10 protein-coding genes and 2 pseudogenes are annotated in these 15,058 nt (G+C 57.3%); 5 read left to right on the top strand and 7 right to left on the bottom strand.

Annotated elements, in window-relative coordinates; translation table 11 throughout:
* Positions 1 to 4 precede the first annotated feature (4 nt).
* Positions 5 to 1,735 (bottom strand): bifunctional isocitrate dehydrogenase kinase/phosphatase, encoded by a 1,731-nt coding sequence (gene aceK, locus ACEPAJ_RS09725; RefSeq protein WP_425914671.1) that lies wholly within the window; start codon positions 1,733 to 1,735, stop codon positions 5 to 7.
* A 200-nt stretch (positions 1,736 to 1,935) separates the two neighbouring features.
* On the opposite strand from aceK, the gene ACEPAJ_RS09720 reads away from it, so the two are divergent.
* Positions 1,936 to 2,835, top strand: a complete 900-nt coding sequence (locus ACEPAJ_RS09720) for a DMT family transporter (protein ID WP_425914670.1) — start codon at positions 1,936 to 1,938, stop codon at positions 2,833 to 2,835.
* 224 nt (positions 2,836 to 3,059) lie between these two features.
* On the opposite strand, the gene thrH is transcribed toward ACEPAJ_RS09720, so the two are convergent.
* Positions 3,060 to 3,677, bottom strand: a complete 618-nt coding sequence (thrH, locus tag ACEPAJ_RS09715) for a bifunctional phosphoserine phosphatase/homoserine phosphotransferase ThrH (protein WP_425914669.1) — start codon at positions 3,675 to 3,677, stop codon at positions 3,060 to 3,062.
* A 186-nt stretch (positions 3,678 to 3,863) separates the two neighbouring features.
* Here thrH and ACEPAJ_RS09710 point away from each other — a divergent pair, with 186 nt between their 5' ends.
* The gene (locus ACEPAJ_RS09710) at positions 3,864 to 4,598 is read left to right on the top strand and encodes a phosphoadenylyl-sulfate reductase (RefSeq protein WP_425914668.1); all 735 of its coding nucleotides are present in this window, start codon (positions 3,864 to 3,866) and stop codon (positions 4,596 to 4,598) included.
* A gap of 61 nt (positions 4,599 to 4,659) precedes the next feature.
* Here the strand turns inward: ACEPAJ_RS09710 and ACEPAJ_RS09705 are convergent, their stop codons facing one another.
* Positions 4,660 to 4,938, bottom strand: coding sequence for a GNAT family N-acetyltransferase (locus ACEPAJ_RS09705; protein ID WP_425914667.1), 279 nt, complete (start codon positions 4,936 to 4,938; stop codon positions 4,660 to 4,662).
* Between the two features lie 516 nt (positions 4,939 to 5,454).
* Here ACEPAJ_RS09705 and oprI point away from each other — a divergent pair.
* Positions 5,455 to 5,706 (top strand): outer membrane lipoprotei OprI, encoded by a 252-nt coding sequence (gene oprI, locus ACEPAJ_RS09700; RefSeq protein WP_090242095.1) that lies wholly within the window; start codon positions 5,455 to 5,457, stop codon positions 5,704 to 5,706.
* A gap of 126 nt (positions 5,707 to 5,832) precedes the next feature.
* On the opposite strand, the pseudogene ACEPAJ_RS09695 reads toward oprI, so the two are convergent.
* Positions 5,833 to 7,254 (bottom strand): annotated as a pseudogene (locus ACEPAJ_RS09695) (IS1182 family transposase).
* A 420-nt stretch (positions 7,255 to 7,674) separates the two neighbouring features.
* Positions 7,675 to 8,112, bottom strand: a complete 438-nt coding sequence (locus tag ACEPAJ_RS09690; protein ID WP_425914666.1) for a LexA family protein — start codon at positions 8,110 to 8,112, stop codon at positions 7,675 to 7,677.
* A 184-nt stretch (positions 8,113 to 8,296) separates the two neighbouring features.
* Here ACEPAJ_RS09690 and ACEPAJ_RS09685 point away from each other — a divergent pair, with 184 nt between their 5' ends.
* The gene (locus tag ACEPAJ_RS09685) at positions 8,297 to 9,937 is read left to right on the top strand and encodes a VRR-NUC domain-containing protein (protein WP_425914665.1); all 1,641 of its coding nucleotides are present in this window, start codon (positions 8,297 to 8,299) and stop codon (positions 9,935 to 9,937) included.
* Positions 9,934 to 12,227 (top strand): annotated as a pseudogene (locus tag ACEPAJ_RS09680) (ATP-dependent DNA helicase). Before ACEPAJ_RS09685 ends, ACEPAJ_RS09680 begins: the two are co-directional and overlap by 4 nt.
* Positions 12,228 to 12,401: 174 nt before the next feature.
* Here ACEPAJ_RS09680 and ACEPAJ_RS09675 read toward each other — a convergent pair.
* A complete protein-coding gene (locus ACEPAJ_RS09675; protein ID WP_425914664.1) occupies positions 12,402 to 14,336 on the bottom strand; it encodes a UvrD-helicase domain-containing protein in 1,935 nt (644 codons plus the stop codon).
* A 116-nt stretch (positions 14,337 to 14,452) separates the two neighbouring features.
* Positions 14,453 to 15,055: a glutathione S-transferase family protein gene (locus ACEPAJ_RS09670; RefSeq protein ID WP_425914663.1), complete on the bottom strand. Its 603-nt coding sequence runs from the start codon at positions 15,053 to 15,055 to the stop codon at positions 14,453 to 14,455.
* Positions 15,056 to 15,058 lie beyond the last annotated feature (3 nt).

The raw sequence follows: 15,058 nt of genomic DNA, 5'->3' as shown, positions 1-15,058 counted from the left end.
CCGCTCAATACTCCCGATCGGCTTGATCTTTGCGCCGATAGGGGAACACGTCGATGACCTTGCCTGCGCTAATCGCCTCTTGCAGGGTTTTCCAGTAATCGGCGTCGTACAGCTCCCCATGCAGCTCGCTGAACAGCTTACGCTGCTGCATATTGGCGAACAGAAATGGCGGGAACTCCTCAGGGAACACATCCATCGGCGCGATCGAATACCACGGCTCGGAGGACATTTCATCCTCGGGGTAGCGCGCCTGGGGAATATGGCGAAAATTCACCTCCGTCAGGTAGCAGATTTCGTCGTAGTCGTAGAACACCACACGGCCGTGACGGGTTACGCCAAAGTTTTTCAGCAGCATGTCGCCAGGAAAGATATTCGCTGCAGCCAGCTGTTTGATAGCCAGACCGTAATCGTCTAACGCCTCACGCACCTGAGCTTCACTGCCACTTTCCACATACAGATTCAACGGCGTCATGCGCCGCTCAGTCCAACAGTGGCGGACCAGTACGGTGTCGCCATCAACCTCAACGGTCGACGGCGCCACGTCCAACAACTCGGCCAGGCATTGCGGGTCAAACTTGCTCAGTGGGAAGCGGAAATCTGCGAATTCCTGGGTGTCGGCCATACGCCCGACCCGGTCGACCGTTTTCACCAGGCGGTATTTTTCGATCACCGTATTGCGGTCGACGTTTTTCGACGGCGAGAAGCGGTCCTTAATGATCTTGAATACTGTATTAAAGCCCGGCAGCGTGAATACGCTCATCACCATGCCGCGCACCCCTGGCGCCATGACGAATTTGTCATCGGTGGTCGCCAGGTGGTTGATCAGGGATCGATAGAACTCTGATTTGCCGTGTTTGTAGAAGCCAATCGAGGTGTACAGCTCGGCAATGTGCTTGCCAGGCAAAATACGCTTAAGGAAGCCGACGAACTCGGCGGGATAACCAACCCGCACCATGAAGTAGGAGCGGGTAAAGGAGAAAATGATCGACACCTCCGCCTCATCGGTAATCAGTGCATCAATCTGAATCCCCTGCCCTTCGCGGTGCAACAGCGGAATCACCAGCGGCCATTGTTCATCGCGGGTGTAAATACGCCCCACCAGATAGGCACCTTTATTGCGATACAGGCGCGAGGCAAACAACTCGATGCGCAGATCGGGGTCCTTGCACACCCAATCCGGCAGGCTTTGACGCAATTGCTTGAGCAATCGCGCCAGGTCGCGCGGCAGATTTTCGTAGCCCACTTCGAAACTGAAATCATCGAAGATCTGCCGCAGAGACAGCTCGACATCGCCATTGGGCTCATACAACCGCGTTTGCAGCGTGCGCGTATTAACCCGCAGCGAAGGGCGAGTGGTGTGGATGAACATGCCGCCATCATTGATCTGATCATGGCTGAACAACCCGCAAAAAATCGAGTTAAACCAGGTCTCTGCCAACTCATCGTCATCACGCAGGTTGATCAAGGCGATATAGGCCGACTTGACCAGTGGCCACTGCTCAACATCCAGCAATGCCTCGGCCGCATAGGCCTCGCGTAACTGCCGGCTGACCGCGATTACGCACTTTTCATACAAAGCAATACGCGCCGCCGATGCGTCTTGGATTTCCTGCCACAGGGCCTGCTCAAATCGTAAGCGCGCGCCGTTGGTAATCTGCCGAAACTGCTCGCGGTAGTCGTCAAAGCCATCAAGGATAAACGCCGCTATCGCGCTGGCCGGCCATTGCTGTGGCATATACGAACCCCTTCAGGTGAGTGCGGACAAGCCATCGAGCTTATCCAGTGACTGCATGAAGTAAAAGCTGCCATCGCATGGATGCGCACTTATCTACAACGAAATGTTGTCAGGCAACCATTTGAAAGCGCATTTCGAATTGCCTTGAAGCCCCGGCCCAGCAACACTGCTCACCCTTTCTGACCGCTGTGGAGTCCGTTGTGCGCCTTGCTGACCTGATGCGTCTGCTGTTGCTTGCTGCTATATGGGGCGCAAGTTTTCTGTTTATGCGCATCGTTGCGCCAGTACTTGGCAGCCTGCCGACTGCTTTTTTTCGCGCCAGCCTGGGCATGCTTGGGCTACTGGTGATATTGCTGCTGATGCGTGTGCGCTGGGACTTCAACGGCAAGCTCAAACACTGTCTGATACTCGGGGTGATCAACGCGGGGCTGCCTTCTGCCATGTACTGCATGGCTGCCTTGGTGCTGCCAGCAGGCTATTCCGCCATTTTCAACGCCACCACGCCGATGATGGGCGTATTGATCGGCATGCTGTTCTTTGCTGAAGCCATGACTGTGAGCAAAGCCGCCGGGGTCGCTGTTGGCCTATTTGGTGTGGCAGTGCTGACCCGCACCGGCCCAATTGAGTTTGACTCGACCCTATTGCTCGGCGCTGCCGCCTGCCTGGTGGCGACCGCTTGCTATGGTTTTGCCGGTTTTCTTACCCGGCGCTGGATTGGCATGCAGGGCGGCCTGGACAACCGTTTGACCGCCTTCGCCAGCCTGTGTGGCGCCAGCCTGTTTCTACTGCCGCTGTTCGGCGGCGCGCTGGTCATACAACCGCCAGCCAGCTGGGGCGGGCTCGACGTCTGGCTGTCTCTCGCAGGGCTAGGCTTTGTCTGCACCGCCCTGGCCTATGTGTTGTACTTCCGCCTGCTCAGTGATGTAGGGCCGATAAAAGCCAGCACCACGACCTTCCTGATCCCGCCCTTTGGTGTGCTGTGGGGCGCCCTGTTACTCGACGAGCCTTTGTCTTGGGCGTATCTGTACGGCGGCGTATTGATCGCCATCGCCCTATGGCTGGTGGTGCGACCGACCGCCAGCGCTCAAGCTGATCGCTGAAAAACCCATGAATACTCACAATAACGTCGCGCGCACAGCCTCGCAGGCTGCCTAGTCTTAACCCGGCCAATACATACGCTATTTGCCTAGATTGATAACGGCAACGCGACCTTACCGATGATGCTCAGCACCAAAAAAAACGCCCCACGAACGTGCAGCGTTCGTGGGGCGTATCGGTGAACATCTGAGTAGCCCTAGAGCGCAGGCTTTAAAAACCCGGCAGATTAGAGGCTCAGCTGGCGATTAGACGCCTTAAGGAACTCACGTTTGAGCGCCTCAAAGGTATGCACCGCAGGGAATTGCGGGAATTCGCGAATCACATTGTCCGGGGCATGGAACAGAATGCCGGCATGGGCTTCGCTGAGCATGGTGGTGTCGTTGTAGGAGTCGCCAGCGGCAATTACCCGGTAGTACAGGCTCTTAAAGGCAACTACCGACTGGCGCTTAGGATCCTTTTGACGCAACTGGTAGTCCACCACCCGATCCGTTTCATCGGTGATCAGCTTGTGGCACAACAGCGTCGGGAACCCCAGTTGACGCATCAGCGGCTGGGAGAATTCATAAAAGGTGTCCGAAAGAATCACCACCTGAAAGCGTTCGCGCAGCCAATTAACAAATTCCACTGCACCGTCTAGGGGCTTGAGGGTAGCAATCACCTCCTGAATGTCGGACAGCTTCAAGCCGTGCTCATCCAGAATGCGCAAACGCTGCTTCATCAGCACGTCGTAGTCCGGAATATCCCGGGTGGTCGCTTTTAGCGATTCGATGCCAGTTTTTTCCGCGAAGGCGATCCAGATTTCCGGTACCAATACGCCTTCCAGGTCGAGACACGCGATTTCCACAGGACACTCCTAACTTGGATTTTTTAGAAGGCGGCACTCTAGCTGCTCCCCCAGTGCTCTGCAACGCAGGGCTTATACTCAAATCAGAGGTCTACTGAGGTACTTCGTTATTTAGTCGAATAACCTGCGTTTGCTACCATCGCCGCACAAGACGCGCAGCGTCACCCTAACTAGGAATTCAGCCCGATGAGCCACCCCTTCGACGCAGCCGAACTGGCGGCGAGCTATGCCAACAAGTCGCCTCAGGACATTCTCAAACTCGCCTTTGAACACTTTGGCGATGAGCTATGGCTATCGTTCAGCGGCGCCGAGGACGTAGTGCTGGTCGACATGGCCTGGAAGCTCAACAAGAACGTCAAGGTCTTCAGCCTCGACACCGGCCGCCTGCATCCGGAAACCTACCGTTTTATCGATCAGGTGCGCGAGCACTATGGCATCAGCATCGACATACTCTCACCCGAAGCTGCCGCTCTGGAGCCCTTCGTCAAGGACAAGGGCCTGTTCAGCTTCTACAAAGACGGTCATGGTGAGTGCTGTGGCATCCGTAAAACCGCCCCGCTACGCCGCAAACTCGCCACGGTTAAAGCGTGGGCCACCGGCCAGCGGCGCGATCAAAGCCCCGGCACGCGCAGCCAGGTTGCGGCGGTCGAGCTCGATACGGCCTTCTCCACAGCGGACAACACCCTGTACAAATTCAACCCGCTGGCACAGATGAGCAGTGAAGATATCTGGGCCTATATCCGCATGCTCGAACTGCCTTATAACAGACTGCATGAGCGCGGCTTTATCAGCATCGGCTGCGAACCCTGCACCCGCCCCGTACTGCCTAATCAGCATGAGCGTGAAGGCCGCTGGTGGTGGGAAGAAGCCACACAAAAAGAATGCGGCTTGCATGCCGGCAACCTGATTGCCAAGACCTGATCGCTGAAATAGATATAAAAAAGGCCAGTCTCTGACTGGCCTTTTACGTTACCCGAATCACTCAGCTCTTATCCGTATGCCCCTTGCGCTGCATGTAACGCTCGACATAGGAGCATGACGGAATGACCGTGTAGCCCAAGCGATCAGCATATTGCAGTGCATGCTCGGTCAACGCAGCAGCGATGCCTCGCCCACGCAGCGAGGTGGGAACAAAGGTGCGGTAGATATCCAGCGTTTGCTTGCCAAGATCCATATAAGCCAGATAGGCCCGATCACCATCCACTGTGGTCTCGAATTGATGACCTGCTAGGTCATGGTGAATGGACAGCGCCTCGCTCATCGCAACTCCTCTGTTCGCTCGCGCAACCCGCACGCCGCTTGTGCAGCAATGGGGTTACAGAATCTCTTACCTATTAAGTTGTAGGCGATTATAACGAGCTTATCAGGCCAGAACCTGTGAGGTCACGTGAATCAATGACTTAGATCACACAGGCAGCATCTGGCCATGTGCAGAATCTAGTCACTGCATCTGCCAATAACGCAAGTTATCTGTCACAAACGTGCAGCCATTCATATGTCAGTGAAACCGAAATTATCGTCAAGATGCTTTCCAACCACTGCAGCTCCCAAACACCTGTCGTTACTGCGCAAAGAACTGCCAACAGCCTGAAATTGATTGTTTTTTAAGCAGCCAATGGCCAGAAAACACCCAACTCTGCAGCAATCCAAAAAAAACCTTTGCGCCTTGCCTTGCCTCCGTTTACTTACTACAAGTTATAGGTACTATGTACGCCGGCTAATTTCCTATTATCAGGAAATTGCTTTTATGGAAAACCTCCACCTCAAGGGGAACACGATGAACAACGTTCTGAAATTCTCTGCTCTGGCATTGGCCGCAGTTCTGGCTACCGGTTGCAGCAGCATGTCCAAAGAAACTGAAGCTCGTCTGACTGCAACTGAAGATGCAGCTGCTCGCGCTCAAGCCCGTGCCGACGAAGCCTACCGTAAGGCTGATGACGCTATGGCTGCTGCTCAGAAGGCTCAGCAAACTGCTGACGAAGCCAACGAGCGCGCTCTGCGTATGCTGGAAAAAGCCAGCCGCAAGTAATAGCTCACAAGGCTATGAAAAGCCGACCCAGTCTCTGGGTCGGCTTTTTTATTAGCTGACCAACTGCTGGACAAACTGAAGTTTATAAAACGCGTTAGCGCCTCCTGGAGCAGCGGAGACCGGTTTTTACGCCGCCATTTCCTCGAATAAGCCTTCGATGCCGATAATTTTCATAACCTGTTTCATGTTGTAGGCGAGTACATTCAGGCTCATCTCCGCGCGCCACAACCAGCTTGCGAGTCAGAAAATGCGTCGAGCCAATCCATTGTTTGAGCGTCCACAAGGGATGCTAAACAGTCCGCTTTCGAACTTTCATCATCTCTGGTGCTTGGTTCAATCGGCGCTGCATTTCGTCAAGTACCTCCTCATGCTCCCAGCGACAAACTCGCCGTTGTTTGCTCGGCGTGCACTGAATTTTCAATGCGAAGCTCTGGCAATTCGAGCTCCAGTAGCAGAACATGTTTAGGCCTTTCTCTATGCTGGGAAACAGCCAAATAAGCGCCTCGCCAGACTGGCAGGTGTATTCGTGTTTTTAGCGGCGATTCAGGCGTCCTTATTGAAACGCCCATCAGCCATATCTCCAGAGGTCATAGGTTTGCGTACATAGGCGGTAATGTTGCCGTCGTGATAAACCAAGACTTCTTCGCTTTGAAATAGTCTCGATCAGCCACCACGAACAGCGTTTCTGAAGCCATAGCTTCCCGAGCTTGCTTCGCCATCGAGCTGAGCTGGTCACGGTCAGAACCGCTGTTGGTAAGCTCGTGAGCAACGAACAAATGGTGCTGCGTATCAACAGCCGTCTGTACGTTGTAGTGACGATGCCGTTACCGCGCGCCGCCATCGAACGGGCATCCGGGTCGGTCAGTTAAACCTGCTTGAATGGCGATTTATGAGCTGAGATTCGAGCCCCTGAAGCTCTTTCATCTGAGCTTTGAGCTTGGCTATTTTCTCTTCCCGGCTCGTAGCGTCTGGCTCAGAGGCGCTAGAAACTTGCAGATCAGAAGCATCTAACGTGGCCAAATAACGATTGATGCTCGACTCAACTTTTTCCATGCGCCGCTTCAGTTTGAAGCTAGTAAAATTACTGTCGCGGTTGTTCACCGCCTTGAATTTACTGCCGTCGACAGTGACCAGGCTTTCACCGAACACCCCAAACTGCTGGCAGAGCAAAACGAACTGGCGGCAGACGCCACGAATGGCTTTGCTGTTGTCTTTTCGGAGGTTGACGATGGGCTTGAAGTCCGGTGTAAAACGGCCGGTTAACCACACCAGCTCGACGTTGCATTGGGTTGCTCACTCAAGATGCCGGCTCGATTGGATGCGGCTTAGGTAGCCGTAGGTATAGACTTCCAGCAGGATCGCGGGGTGATATGCGGGCCTGCAGGCTTCGGCTGGAATGACACCCTCAAAACCCAGCGTAGCTGGGTCGAGTTCATCGACGAAAACGTCGACCACGCGCACCGGATTGGTATCGATGACGTAATAGTCGAGGCTTTCGGAAGTTAAGGTGCTTTGACCTCGGCGTACACCCAGGGTAAACCGTTTAATGGGTTTCCCTTACGATGAAGTTCTCAGAAATCATAGCAAGTGTTTCTCTGGGCGTTTTTACATACCCGGGGCCGATTTCTACCTATCATCAATATGCCGTGTGCTGGTCAAGTCGAATGCAATTGATTAGTCAGTGGTAATGCAATTGGGTGGTCAAAACCATGCGATAAGCGGCATATGTTTGCGCTTGCCCTTTACCAGCGACTCAGCACGCTTGATTTCCATCACTGCGCACAGCGCACCCGACGTCGCCGCGACTAGACGAGTCACGCTTCGAGCAGCTTCATGAATCCTGCGGGCGATCTTACGAAACGTGCTGCGATAGATAGGCAGAAGGTTAAAAATATTAAGCTGCTTATTTTTATAGGAAATTAAATTTAACAGTTAGACGCATTGCAGTCGATCAGCGCAATGGCGGACTCATGCATGGCAGTGGTGACGACGAATACTGCCCATGACCACGCCCCAAATCAGCAGCTCGTCACCTTCCAGAATGTAGCGCGGTGCAAAGGCGGGATTTTCCGACTGCAGCACAATCTGCTGGCCGTCCTGAATCAGGCGTTTGACGAAGGTGTCGCCATTGATCGCCGCAATCACAATATCGCGGTGGCGCCACGGCATAGCGCGGTTGACCACCATTACATCGCCATCAAAAATACCGATGCCCATCATGCTCTCGCCATCTGCGCGCACCAGGAAGGTGTGCGGCGCGTCGACGTCGAACAGCTGATCGAGTGAGAGTTTTTGTTCCAGATGATCCTGCGCCGGGCTCGGAAAACCGGCCGGAATGTGTGCGGAAAAAAACGGCAGCTCAATGATCGAGCCGCCCAGGGGGCCGAGAAAGGTTGCGGTGGCCATTAGAGGGGTTCCTGCAGAATAATACTGTATGCATAAACAGCAAAAGGTAAACTCTACTCGGTCAATTCACGGCGCTGAAAGGCGGCATACTCTGCGTCCACACCTTGCGCCCTCCCCGTCCACGTTGAATGACCAGCCTGGCGAGACGCTGATACCTGATGATGCAAATAGCCACCGCCCCCCCATGCAGCTGCAAGACGACCCGCGTTTCTATTACCTGGCGAACTTCCGTCAAGCGTTGGCTTGGCTGCAAGAGCGCTATGCCGACTTGCTGAGCGAGCCAGAGCACTCCTTCTTGCAGCAATTTTTAGCCACGCCAATAGCCGCCCAGGCGTTGCTGGTTCGCATGATCATGCGCCAGGGCCCGCACTTTCGTGTGAGCAAGCTGGACTACGCCGAGATCGGCTGCAGCCGCTTGGCGGCAAAGCCACTGCTCGACGCCGGCTGGGTTCGACAGGACGCCGCGCTGTCGTTGGATGAGCTGTTCAACCTGCTGCGCAAGGATGAAGTGCTCGAACACCTGGGTGAGCGAGCGCAACAAAAAACGCTGAGTAAAGGCGAGCTGCTGGAGCAACTGCGCGAGACCTACAGTGAGCCCCGCGCCTTCGCAGCGTGGTGCCCCTCCAGCGAGGATCAGGTGCTTAGCCTGACTGTCGATGCCTTGTGTGAACGCCTGCGTTTGATGTTTTTCGGCAACCTGCGTCAAGACTGGTCAGCGTTCGTGCTCGCCGAGCTCGGCATCTTCCGCTACGAGCCTGTAGCCCTGAGCGCTGACTCGCGGGCCTTTCGCCACCGCACAGATGTCGACTGCTACCTGCAGCTGCAACGCAGCCGCGAACAGTTCGAGGCCGGCGAGCCGATCGATAACGTCCTGCAACAGATCAGCGCCCTGCTCTGCGACACCCCCTTCCTGGCCGCGCGACGGCACAAACTGCTGTTTCGCATGGGCCAGCAGTTGGAGCGCGAGGCCAATCTGGACGGTGCCTTGGCCTTTTATGCCGACTGCCGTTATGTCGGCGCCCGGCTGCGGCAGATTCGCGTGCTTGAGCGCCTGGGCCATCAAGCGCAAGCCTACGCACTGGCCAATCAGGCTGCCCACGCGCCGGAGAACGATGCCGAAGCGCAAGCCGTCGCCCGCGCCTTGGTGCGTCTGGCGCGCCAGCTGGGACAACCACAGCCGGGTAAAGCCAAGGCTGTCGCGCCGCAGCGGATGGACCTCTGCTTGCCCAAACCGGTGGCGCAGAGCGTCGAGTTCGCCGTCAAAGCGCATCTAAGCGAGCCTGACGGGCCGGTGCACTATGTCGAGAACAACCTGATCTGTAGCTTGTTCGGGTTGCTGTGCTGGAAGGCCATCTTCGCCCCAGTGCCGGGGGCGTTCTTCCACCCGTTTCATACCGGCCCGGTTGACCTGTTCAGCACTGACTTTCACCCACGCCGCGCCGGGGTCTTTGCTGAGTGTTTAGCGCACCTTGATACGCAGCACTACAAGCAGGTGATCCGGCAGAACTACGCAGACAAATTCGGCATCCAATCGCCGTTCGTATTTTGGGCGGCGCTCGATCCAGCCTTGCTGGAGCAAGCGCTCGACTGCCTGCCCGCCGCGCACTTGTTGGCGTGGTTCAAGCGCTTGCTGCTCGACATCAAAGCCAACCGAGCCGGCATGCCTGATCTGATTCAACTGTGGCCAGCCGAACAACGCTACCGAATGATTGAGGTCAAAGGCCCTGGCGACCGCTTGCAAGACAACCAACGCCGCTGGCTGGCCTTCTGCGCCGAGCACGGTATGCCGGTGGATGTGTGCTACGTGCAGTGGGCCGACGCGTGAACTACCAAGTCGCCGTCCGCGCGCTGTGCGAATTCACCGCCAAGGTCGGTGATCTGGACTTGCGCTTCACCCCCTCACCGACGGCCCAAGAAGGCATGACCGGCCACGCCATCGTGGTGGCTAGGCGCGGCCCAACCTATTACGCCGAGCTGCCGCTCAGTGGCGAATACCAAGGCTTGCACGTGCGCGGCCGGGCAGATGGCTACGACCCGGATGAAAACCTGCTTGAGGAAATCAAAACCCACCGTGGTGACATCAGCCGTATCCCCGAGAACCACCGCTTGCTGCATTGGGCGCAGGCCAAGGTCTACGGCTGGCTGCTGTGCCGCGAGCGCGACATGGCGGAGATCAATCTTGCGGTGGTCTACTTCAACGTCATCACCCAGCATGAAACAGCTTTTCACCTGACGGTCAGTGCTGGTGAGTTGCGCGAATTCTTCGAGCTGCAGTGCAGCCGCTATATCCGCTGGGCCGAATACGAAGGCGAGCACCGACGCCTGCGTGATGAGGCGCTAAAACGCCTGCGCTTCCCCCATGCCGAGTTTCGCAGTGGCCAGCGTCAGTTGGCCAACACCGTCTACCGCGCCGCGCGCGATGGCCACTGCCTGATGGCTCAGGCCACCACCGGCATTGGTAAAACCCTTGGCACACTGTTTCCGCAGCTCAAGGCGTTTCCCGAACAAGAGCTGGACCGGCTGTTCTTTCTCACGGCGAAAACACCCGGTCGGCGCCTGGCCCTCGATGCCCTGGCCACCCTACGCAGCCAGGAAGAGGCCATGCCGCTGCGGGTACTTGAACATGTGGCCCGTGACAAAGCGTGCGAGCACCCGGACAAAGCCTGCCATGGCGACTCATGCCCGTTGGCCAAAGGCTTCTACGACCGTTTGCCAGAGGCGCGTAAGGCGGCACTCGAAGGCCAATGGCTGAGCCATGAAAGCGTGCGCAAAACCGCCCTGGCCCATCAGATCTGCCCGTATTACCTGAGCCAGGAGCTCTGCCGTTGGGCCGATGTGGTGGTCTGTGATTACAACTATTATTTCGACATGGGCGGCCTGCTGTACGGCCTGACACTGCTCAACGAATGGCGCGTGACCCTGCTGGTGGATGAGGCCCACAACCTGATTGAGCGGGCCCGCAGCATGTACACCGCCGAGCTCAATCAACTGCGCTTTGAGGCCGTAAGGCGCATTGCGCCGAGCGTGTTGAAGGCACCGCTGGAGCGCATCAGTCGGCACTGGCGGCAGTTGGAGCGTGATCAAGAGGTGGCCTATCAGGTTTACCCGACCACCCCTGACCTGTTCATCATGGCGCTGCAAAAAGCGGTCAGCACCCTCACCGATCACCTGAGTGAGCAACCGGCGGGCAATGCCACAGAGTTGCTGCACTTCTACCTGGACGCCATGCTGTTCTGCCGGCTGGCCGAGGCTTTTGGGCCGCACTCGCTGTTCGATATCAGCCGTGACGACAACAACGGCCAGTCTGTTTCTACCCTGTGTATTCGCAACATCGTCCCGGCACCGTTCCTGGCGCCGCGCTTCGCGGATGCCCACAGCTGCACGCTGTTTTCCGCCACCCTCAGCCCGGCGCACTACTACGCCGACCTGCTGGGCCTACCAGAAGAAACCCCGTGGATCGATGTGGAGTCGCCCTTCAGTGCCGAGCAGCTGCACGTGCAAGCGGTCAGCAACCTCTCCACCCGCTATGCTCATCGCGACTTCTCATTGGCCCCGATTGCAGCATTAATGGCGCGCCAGTTCGCTGAGCGGCCGGGCAATTACCTAGCCTTCTTCAGCAGCTATGCCTACCTGCAATCAGTGCTGGATGCGTTTCGCGCAACCCACCCGCAGATCCCGGTTTGGGTGCAATCACGGCAGATGGATGAAGGCGAACGCCAAGCGTTTCTCGACCGCTTTTGCAGCAATGGTCGTGGCATTGGCTTTGCCGTATTGGGCGGCGCATTTGGCGAGGGCATCGACCTGCCGGGGGATCGATTGATCGGGCATTTATTGCCACCCTCGGCCTGCCACAGATCAATCCGGTCAATGAAGAAATCAAACAGCGCATGGAAATCATGTTCGGCAGCAACAATGGCTACGACTACACATACCTCTACCCCGGCCTGCAAAAAGTCGTACAGGCTGCCGGGCGGGTCATCCGCACGGTCAAAGATCAAGGCGTGGTTTACCTGATTGATGATCGCTTCAACCAACCCGCTGTCCGCAAGCTGCTGCCGACTTGGTGGAAAGTCGAGCGCTGCCGTTTACCGCTGAACAACGACCAACCGTCCTAACCATGCGCAACGGTTTACTCGTCACCTGAAAGGCTGTGCGTGAGCGGCTGAAAACTGCCCGGCGCGGCGACCTGGATAACCCTCCCCTACAAAGCCACGTTCACCAGCCCTCTGCTAACCAGCCTCGCTTGCGCCTCTCGATCCTTAAGGGCCAGCGGCAGTTAAGGATCGCGATCAGCCCCGCCGTGCCAAGACTTGCGTCGCGCCCTGGGTTTTCTGGCAATACCAGAACACCCGGCTGACGCCGCGCGTGACCGCTACATAGGCCAGGCGCAGGCTTTCGTCCTGCATTGCCTGGTCGTAGCTGTTGCTGAAGAACCCGCAATAGGCATACAGCGCATTGCGCAGTGGATGCGGCGTGGGCGGCATGCAGTCGTCGAGGATGATGGCCACCTCGGCCTGCAGGCCCTTGGCGCGGTGAATGGTGTAAGCCTTGACCGGCAACTTTTTGTCCAGCTGCGCGGTGATGGCTTGCAGCGGCTCGTTGCGCCGGCTGAGCAGCAACACCGCATTGCGCTCACGACTGTTGCGCTCAGCGGCATAGGCACACTGCTCCTGAATCTGTTTGAGCAACTCCGGCAAACGCGCCTTGCTGTCGAAACGCTGAATCAGTCGCACACCGTGATCACCCGGCTGCACAGGCTTGATCGCCTGGCTGGTTTTCGCCTGTTTGTGCCGCACGCCGCCAAGCAGCGCTTCGGCGTCACGGATAATCGGTTCAACCGAACGGTAGTTATTGGCCAGCGTCAGCACGGCGCTGTGTTTGGCGCGGCCCTTACCTGGAAAGTGCCGGTCGAAGTCGATAAACAGCTCCGGCGAACTGCCGCGCCAACCGTAGATCGACTGCCAGTCATCACCAATCGCCATCAAGCTGACGGTGCTGCCCTGCCCAGTTTGAGCGCGCTGCACGGCTTGCAGCCACTGCACGATCTGCGGCGAGATGTCCTGATATTCATCGATTAGCAAGTGACTAAAGGGGGCCAGCAACTCGGCGGAGACGCCCTGCCCGCAAGCGTTCAGCCGCGCAGTCAATTGCTTGAATGCCGTATTGAAGGTCATCAGCCCCTGCTCTTGCAGGCTCCGGTCGAAGTACGGCCAAAACAGCGCCAAGGCCTCACAAAACTCGCGCACCTGGGCCGAGCCATTTAGCCCCTGTGGCTGCAAAGCGGCGACCTCAATAGCGATGCTCTCGGCAAATCCAGCCTGGGCGTAGAAGGCCTCATACAGCGGCGCGGCGCTGAACTCGCCCTGCAGCGTGAAGGCATCCAGCGGCGCCTTGGGCGGGCGTTTGCCCTCTGCCGGCGGCAGGGGTAACTGCAACAGGCTGTGCACCCGCTGGCGAAACACCTGTTGTTCGGCATAACACTGTTGATAGGCCTGTTTCAGCAGGCGCTGCTGCGCAGGCCGTAAACGGCTCGCCATCAGCGGGTTATCCAGCTCACGGCCGGCCGCCTGTTTATCGTCTAACTGCTCAAACCAACGCGGGTTGCCGAGCAAGCCTTTAGCCATGGCACCCATGGCCGAGTGGAAGGTGCGCACACACTGCCGCGCCTGGGCCTCATCGAAGGGGTAGTTGAAAAACCCCAGCACCTTGAGCAGCTGTTCGCGCAACTCGGCGCAAGACGCATTGGTGAAGGAGATCACCGTCAGTTGCTCAGGCTTGATGCCCAGATGACAGCACATAAACACCACCCGTAGCACCAGCGTGGTGGACTTGCCCGACCCGGCACCGGCGAAGATGCGCGTTAGCGGATGATGGCTGAGGATCATCGCCCACTGCTCATCCGAAGGCGCACTGAGCAGCCCGGCCTGCACTGCGCGCGCCACCTGCTCACGCATCGCCAGGCTCTGCGCGGCATCGACCGGCAACATGGCGGGCCCATAAATACCTGTTGTGCTGGTTTTGCTGGCCGCGCGGCGCGGTTTAGCCGGCGGCGTTGCGGTACGCGATTTGGCTTTAGCCGCGGCAGGTTGTTTGCCGCGCACGGCGGGCTTCTTCAATGCAGCCGTGGCTTCGCGGTCAGCACGCAGGTACGCCGTGGTGTGGGGGAAGTAGCGCGCCAGGGCAGCGGCGATGCGCCGCGTGTAGCGCTGAACAGCAGATGGCATCCGCGACCCAGTCATGTAGATAGATCGTTGAATGATAAGTGTTTTTTACGCCGAGCTGGCGATGCTAGTCAGCGCACGGGCACAGCCCGTATTCGCCAACTAACACCGCCAGATAGTCAATCGAGCATGCCGACATAACGCGGATGGCTGGCCACCCGCGCCAGCCACGTACGAATGGCGGGGAATGGCGTCAGGTCAAAGCCGCCCTCCTCGGCCACATGGGTATAGGCATACAGGGCGATGTCGGCAATCGAGAAATCCTCGCCAACCAGATAGGAGGTGCGCTGCAGCTGCTTCTCCATCACCTTGAGCGCCTTGTAACCTAGCGCCTGACACGCTTCGTATTCCGCGCGGCGTGCGAGCGGCAGCCCCTGATACAGCTGGATAAAGCGCGCCACCGCCACGTTGGGCTCATGACTGTACTGCTCGAAAAACTGCCACTGCAGCACCTGAGTGCGCAGACGCGGCTCGGTTGGCAAAAACGAGCTGCCGTCGGCGAGGAAGTTGAGAATGGCGTTGGACTCCCACAAACAGGTGCCGTCATCCAACTCCAGCACCGGGATCTTGCCGTTGGGGTTCTTGGCCAAAAACGCTTCGCTCTGGGTTTCGCCCTTGAGGATATCAATCGGTATCCACTCATAGGGCTGATCCAGCAGGTGCAGCATCAGTTTGACCTTGTAACAGTTGCCTGAACGGTAATCGCCGTAAACCTTGTACATATC

The organism is Pseudomonas sp. GWSMS-1 (assembly GCF_049847425.1).
Taxonomy (GTDB): Bacteria; Pseudomonadota; Gammaproteobacteria; order Pseudomonadales; family Pseudomonadaceae; genus Aquipseudomonas.
This window is presented reverse-complemented; position numbering and strand designations above follow the sequence as displayed.

Bases quoted from the DNA above. Each gene is read 5' to 3' on its own strand.
- aceK (WP_425914671.1), bottom strand. From the start codon at position 1,735: ATGCCACAGCAATGGCCGGCCAGCGCGATAGCGGCGTTTATCCTTGAT.
- ACEPAJ_RS09710 (WP_425914668.1), top strand. From the start codon at position 3,864: ATGAGCCACCCCTTCGACGCAGCCGAACTGGCGGCGAGCTATGCCAAC.
- ACEPAJ_RS09705 (WP_425914667.1), bottom strand. From the start codon at position 4,938: ATGAGCGAGGCGCTGTCCATTCACCATGACCTAGCAGGTCATCAATTC.
- oprI (WP_090242095.1), top strand. From the start codon at position 5,455: ATGAACAACGTTCTGAAATTCTCTGCTCTGGCATTGGCCGCAGTTCTG.
- ACEPAJ_RS09690 (WP_425914666.1), bottom strand. From the start codon at position 8,112: ATGGCCACCGCAACCTTTCTCGGCCCCCTGGGCGGCTCGATCATTGAG.
- ACEPAJ_RS09685 (WP_425914665.1), top strand. From the start codon at position 8,297: ATGCAGCTGCAAGACGACCCGCGTTTCTATTACCTGGCGAACTTCCGT.
- ACEPAJ_RS09675 (WP_425914664.1), bottom strand. From the start codon at position 14,336: ATGCCATCTGCTGTTCAGCGCTACACGCGGCGCATCGCCGCTGCCCTG.
- ACEPAJ_RS09670 (WP_425914663.1), bottom strand. From the start codon at position 15,055: ATGTACAAGGTTTACGGCGATTACCGTTCAGGCAACTGTTACAAGGTC.